Genomic DNA, 5,507 nt, shown 5'->3' on the forward strand with positions numbered 1-5,507 from the left:
ACGCCCGGCATGGGTGCCTACCAGAGCGCGAAGTTCGCCGTGGAGGGCTTCTCCGAGGTGCTGGCCGGCGAGGTCGCCCCGTTCGGGGTGAAGGTGACCGCCCCTTGCAGTGACGCGCTGCCCCGCGCGGAGGGACCAGGGGCGCGCCGCCGCCCCGCGCAGATGGGGCGGGCGCGCAGCCGCCCGGGGCCCGCTAGGTGGCCGCCCTGGCGGCGCCCCTCGAGCCGGGGCCGGGTACGCCGCTGCGCCCGCCCGTGCCGCCCTCTGGGCGGCCCAGCCGCCCGCAGGGGTGTGGCCGTGCGGGGGCCGCCAGGTGGCCGCCCCTTGCGGCGACGCGCCGCTGCCCCGCGCGGGTGGAGCCGGGGCGCGCAGCCGCCCGGGGCGGTCAGTTGGCGAGTGCCGCTGCTGCGTATCCGTCCGCCCCCGGGTGGCGCCCGTACCAGGAGGTTGGGGGTGGAGTCCCAGAGCGAGCGGTGCTCTTAGCGCACAGGAGGTGGGGGTGTCAAGGATTGGTGGAAAGTGTCGGTGGGGGGTGTGGGGGCGTTCTACGCTCGGGGCGTCAGGCCGGGGGTCCGTGCCCGCGTGCCGGACCGCGTTCCGACCGTCCGAGGCGAGGCCGCCATGACGAGCACCGACTCGCTGCCCACCCTGCGCACAGAGGCGCAGGACGGCTGCACGCTGGTCGTACTGGGCGGCGAGCTGGACGCCTTCGCCGGGGGCCGGCTCGGGCCCGAGCTGGACGCGCTGACCGCCCCCGACGTCCCGGAACCGCCCACGCTCGTGATCGACCTGCGCGAGGTGACGTTCGCCGACTGCAGCGGCCTGTCCCTGCTGGTGAGGTCCCGCCGCAGGGCCCGAAGGCTCGGCGGCTCCGTCCGACTGGTCTGCGCCGCCCCGCGGATCCTGCGCGTGCTGAGGCTGACCAGGCTCGACACGGAGTTCGACATCTACACCGACTGGCCCCCGCTCACCGGCTCCCGGTGAGATAGCCGGAGACGACGAGGTTCGCGGAGTACGTCTTCCGCGTCGGCTCGTAGCGCCCGCCGCAGGTGATCAGCCGCAGCTCCGCACGCCCCTTGACCTGCTGCCCGTACACCCGCCGGGCGTCGAAGGACGACTTCTCCATGGTCTCCACCCGGTTCACCGTGAACACCGCCGTCGTGCCGTCCGCCCGCGCTATGCGCACCTGTTCGCCCGGCCGCACATCCGCCAGCCGGTAGAAGACCGCCGGCTTGGTGGCCGTGTCCAGATGCCCGACGAACGTCGCCACCCCCGCCGCCCCCGGCCGCGCACCGTCCTTGAACCAGCCGACCTCCTCCGGCGAGGAGAACGGCGGCGCGTCCACCGCACCCGTGTCGTCCAGCCCCCGCTCGACGACCGGCGCCTCGATCCGCGTACCCGGCACGGACAGCGACACCGGCGCGGAGCCCTTCAGCGGCTTCACCGCCTTCGGTGCCGGCCCTTCGAGCTCCCGCACCGAGCCGTTCGCCGCGTTCGCCGACGCGTCCGCGCCGCCGTGCGTACGGCCCCACACCCACAGCCCGCCGAGCAGCACCGCCCACGCGAGGAACTTCAGCGTCCGGGGCGACATCCCCGCCCGCTCAGTCCCGGACACGGCGGCGGATCCACAGCCGGCGGCCGGCGAAGCCGATCAGGGTCGCCGCCCCGGCCCCCAGGGCGAGTTCGTCCGCGTACGAGACGGCCGCGCCGCGCACGGCCGCGAGGGTGTCCGGCTCCTCGGAGGGCGCGGCCTCGACGACGGTGCCGGGCTGCGCGGCGCCTCCGCCGCCGGCGTGCACCGGGCGCCAGGGCTGCGGGCGCCAGTTGTCGTGGTGGGACCAGGTGGGCGAGGGACCGGGCTGGCCGCCGGAGACCGTGAGCCGGCCCGTCAGCTGCTTGCCGTCGTCGCAGCGCACCCGTACGTCGTACTGCCGGGGCTGCGCGTCCTGCCGTACCCGCGCCTCCCCCCAGAGCTGGAAGCCGTCGGGGGACGGCGCCATCTGCGCCTCCGCCGTGAACGCCTCCGAGCGGGCGGTCGCCCAGTCGCCGTCGCAGGAGCCGGTGCGGATCTCCACCTCCATGCCCGGCCTGGCCTGGGGCGGGGAGACGATGACGTCTCCCTGTGCGTATGCGTTGCCCCCGCAGGAGGAGCACGCGGCGACGGCTATCGCCGCGGTGACAGTGATCAGGGGGACCCGGGCGCGGGACATGTCGCCTCCGAAGAAACTCGTGTCCCTTCAGCCTGTTCGCGTGGCGCCCGCCCGCATCCCCCGACGGCCCGCCGTTGCTCCGTACGGGCGGCCATCCACCCGTACGGAGCTGTGAGCCGCCGTCAGACGAGGTCCACCAGGTCGGCGATGGACTCCACGATGTGCGAGGGCCGGAACGGGAAGCGCCCCACCTGACCGCGGTCGGTCAGTCCGGTCATCACCAGGTACGTCTCCATGCCGGCCTCCAGTCCCGCCAGCACGTCCGTGTCCATCCGGTCCCCGATCATCGCGGTCGACTCGGAGTGCGCCCCGATGGCGTTCAGCCCGGCCCGCATCATCAGCGGGTTCGGCTTGCCGACGAAGTACGGGTCCTTGCCGGTCGCCTTGGTGATCAGCGCCGCGACCGATCCGGTCGCCGGGAGCGGTCCCTCGGTGGAGGGACCCGTCTCGTCCGGGTTGGTGGCGATGAAGCGCGCGCCGCGGTCGATCAGCCGGATCGCCTTCGTCAGCGCCTCGAAGCTGTACGTCCGGGTCTCGCCCAGCACCACGTAGTCGGGGTCGTGGTCGGTGAGCACGTAACCGGAGTCGTGCAGGGCCGTGGTCAGCCCCGCCTCGCCGATGACGTACGCCGTGCCGCCCGGCCGCTGGTCGCTGAGGAACTTCGCGGTCGCCAGCGCGGACGTCCAGATGTTCTGCACGGGCACGTCCAGCCCCATCCGGGACAGGCGGGCGTGCAGATCGCCGGGCGTGTAGATGGAGTTGTTCGTGAGGACGAGGAACGGCTTCCCCGACTCGCGCAGCCGCTTGATGAAGGCGTCCGCGCCGGGGATGGGCACCCCTTCGTGGATCAGCACGCCGTCCATGTCGGTGAGCCAGGACTCGATCGGCTTGCGCTCTGCCATCAACGGGTCTCCTGCGTTCGATGTGGTGTACGTCTCTCAGCGTACGGGCCGGTCGGAGCAGGAGTGCGGCCCGGGGACCGACGTACCGAATGGCGGACGAGCGCCGCCCCCGACAGCAGCGCCAGCAGCCCGCACACCCCCGGCCACCCCGCCGCGTCCCAGGCCCGCGCGCCCAGCCACGAACCGGCGCTCCCGCCCAGATACGCGCAGGTCATGTACGCCGTGGTGAGCCGGCTGCGGGCGTCGTCGCGCAGCGCGTACACCCGGGTCGTGTTCGCGACCATCCCGCATTGCATCGCCACGTCCAGCAGCAGCGTCCCGACCACCAGCGCCGTCATCCCCGCCGTCCCGCCCACGGCGCCGGCGGCGAGGACGGCCGCGGAGGCGAGGGTGCCGACCAGGCAGACCAGGTTCACCAGGTCCGGGCCGCGCCGGTCGGTGAGCCGCCCGGCCAGCGGCGTGGCGACCATGGTCACCGCCCCCACCAGGGCCAGCAGGCCCGCGGCCGGGGCGCCCAGCCCGTACGCCGGACCCGTCAGCAGCAGTACGACGCACGTCCACACGGCGGAGAAGCCGGCGAACACGGTGGCCTGGTAGAAGCAGGAGCGTCGCAGTTCGGGCTCGGCGCGCAGCAGTCGCAACGGCTCGGCGAGCAGCGTGCGGTACGGGGTGGCGGCGGCCGTGGGCTCGGTCGCCGGCAGGGTCGCGGCCAGCACCCACGCCAGCAGCAGCATGACCACGGCCGCCGCGAGGTACGGCGCCCGCCAGCCCAGCGCGTCGGCGAGCGAACCGCCGAACGCCCGCGACAGCAGCATCCCGCCGATCGCCCCGCTCGCCAGCATCCCCGAGACCTCCCCGCGCCGCTCCGGAGCGGCGAGCCCCGCGGCGAACGGGCCGATCACGGAGGCCGCGACGCTCGTGAGGCCGACGGCCGCGGAGGCGGCGGTGAGCACGGGGAGTCCGGGCGCCAGCCCGGCCGCGAGCAGGCCGAGCCCGGTGAGGCTCAGCAGGACGGCCAGCAGCGGTCGCTGCGGCAGCCGGTCGCCGAGGGGTACGAGCAGATAGTTCCCGGCCGCGTAGCCGACCTGCGTGGCGGTGACCGCGAGCGCCGCGGCGCCGGGGGAGACGCCCAGCCCGTCGGCGGCGAGCGGGGTGAGGGCCTGCGCGAAGTAGAGGTTCCCGACGGCCGCGGCACAGGTGAGGGCCATCAGCAGCATCAGCCGGCGGCTCAGGAGTTGAGTCATGGGGGAAGTCCACGGCATGGCATCCGCTGCCCGAACTTATGTAGCGTATGGCTTAATGATCGAATCCTCCGACGGACGCCGCCGCCCGCCACCCGGCGCCGTGATCAGCTTCGTCCTCGGCGTCGGGGACCTGGCCGACACGCGCTTCGCGCTCTCCCCGCTCCACGAGACGGTCTGCAGCCTGCGCGTCCTGCGCGAACCCGGCCTCTCCGCCATCCACCTGCCCTGGCGCAGGGCCGCCGTCGCGGGCCTGGCGGACCTCGGCGGCCCGGACACCGAGCTGCTCCTCTCGCTCGTCGCCCGCCGCCGCACGCTGCCCGACTTCACCACGCCCCGCCCCACGGTGTTCGCCCCGTCGTTCGCCGACGAACTCGCCGTCGTACGCGGGTCCTCCGCCGATCTCGTACGACGGGACCTGCGCGACACGCACGCCCCGGACCCGGTGCCGGAGCCGCTGCGGGCCGTGGCGGACGGCGACGACGCGGCCGTGCTCGCGCTGCGGGACGCGGTCTGCGACGTGCTGCGGCGCTACTGGGAGTCCGCGCTCGAACCCTGGTGGCCGCAGATGCGCCTCGTCCTGGAGGCCGACATGACCTACCGGGCACGGCAGCTGGCCACCGGCGGGGCGCGGCTGCTGTTCGCCGGCATGCACCCCGATCTGCAGTGGCGCGACGGGGTGCTGGAGATGCACCGGATGCTCGGCGCCGGCTACCGGACGGAGGCCCCGGGCACGGGGCTGCTGCTGGTGCCGTCGGTGTTCGCGCACCGCATCGCGCCGCCGGTCACGGCGCGGGTGGCGCCCATGCTGGCGTACCCGTGCCGGGGCACGGGCACGCTGTGGACGGCGCCGCCGCCGGTCACGCCCGGCGCGCTGGTGGACCTGCTCGGGGCGACGCGGGCGCGGCTGCTCCTGCTGCTCGAGGAGCCGCTCCCCACGGTGGAGATCGCGCGCCGGTTCCGGGTCACGCCGAGCGCGGTGTCGCAGCATCTGCGGGTGCTGCACGCGACGGGGCTCGTCGCGAAGGCGCGCGACGGGCGTCAGGTGCTGTACCGGCGCGGCGACACGACGCTGAAGTCCGCCACGTTCGCGTGGGGCGGCCCGTACTACACCAAGCTCACCCTCGCCACGCTCGGCGGCCGCCCGCCGCAGG

The 5,507-nt window shown here is 74.6% G+C and carries 6 protein-coding genes and 1 pseudogene; 3 read left to right on the forward strand and 4 right to left on the reverse strand.

Features of this window, described 5'->3' with window-relative positions; genetic code table 11:
* Both AB0M28_RS39810 and AB0M28_RS39815 read left to right on the forward strand, forming a co-directional pair.
* Window positions 1–99, forward strand: a pseudogene (locus tag AB0M28_RS39810) (short-chain dehydrogenase/reductase); the annotation flags it as partial.
* A 522-nt stretch (window positions 100–621) separates the two neighbouring features.
* Window positions 622–984, forward strand: a complete 363-nt coding sequence (locus AB0M28_RS39815; RefSeq protein WP_365415623.1) for an STAS domain-containing protein — start codon at window positions 622–624, stop codon at window positions 982–984.
* Here AB0M28_RS39815 and AB0M28_RS39820 read toward each other — a convergent pair.
* From AB0M28_RS39820 to AB0M28_RS39835, 4 genes are all read right to left on the reverse strand, one after another.
* A complete protein-coding gene (locus AB0M28_RS39820) occupies window positions 968–1,615 on the reverse strand; it encodes a class F sortase (RefSeq protein ID WP_365415625.1) in 648 nt (215 codons plus the stop codon). The genes AB0M28_RS39815 and AB0M28_RS39820 overlap by 17 nt on opposite strands.
* Entirely contained in the window at window positions 1,602–2,210 is a 609-nt protein-coding gene (locus AB0M28_RS39825) for a hypothetical protein (protein ID WP_365415627.1), read from the reverse strand. Before AB0M28_RS39825 ends, AB0M28_RS39820 begins: the two co-directional genes overlap by 14 nt.
* 122 nt (window positions 2,211–2,332) lie before the next feature.
* Window positions 2,333–3,112 (reverse strand): HAD-IIA family hydrolase, encoded by a 780-nt coding sequence (locus tag AB0M28_RS39830; RefSeq protein ID WP_365415629.1) that lies wholly within the window; start codon window positions 3,110–3,112, stop codon window positions 2,333–2,335.
* Window positions 3,112–4,356 carry an MFS transporter gene (locus tag AB0M28_RS39835; RefSeq protein WP_365415631.1) on the reverse strand — a complete coding sequence of 415 codons (1,245 nt, stop codon included), beginning with the start codon at window positions 4,354–4,356 and terminating at the stop codon, window positions 3,112–3,114. The genes AB0M28_RS39830 and AB0M28_RS39835 overlap by 1 nt, the downstream gene beginning before the upstream one ends.
* Window positions 4,357–4,456: 100 nt before the next feature.
* Between AB0M28_RS39835 and AB0M28_RS39840 the strand changes: the two genes are divergently transcribed.
* Window positions 4,457–5,507: helix-turn-helix domain-containing protein (locus tag AB0M28_RS39840; RefSeq protein ID WP_365415633.1), on the forward strand; the 1,051-nt coding region annotated here is incomplete at its 3' end.

It is taken from the genome of Streptomyces sp. NPDC051940 (genome assembly GCF_040680895.1).
Taxonomy (GTDB): domain Bacteria; phylum Actinomycetota; class Actinomycetes; order Streptomycetales; family Streptomycetaceae; genus Streptomyces.

Bases quoted from the DNA above. Each gene is read 5' to 3' on its own strand.
- AB0M28_RS39815 (WP_365415623.1), top strand. From the start codon at position 622: ATGACGAGCACCGACTCGCTGCCCACCCTGCGCACAGAGGCGCAGGAC.
- AB0M28_RS39825 (WP_365415627.1), bottom strand. From the start codon at position 2,210: ATGTCCCGCGCCCGGGTCCCCCTGATCACTGTCACCGCGGCGATAGCC.
- AB0M28_RS39830 (WP_365415629.1), bottom strand. From the start codon at position 3,112: ATGGCAGAGCGCAAGCCGATCGAGTCCTGGCTCACCGACATGGACGGC.
- AB0M28_RS39835 (WP_365415631.1), bottom strand. From the start codon at position 4,356: ATGACTCAACTCCTGAGCCGCCGGCTGATGCTGCTGATGGCCCTCACC.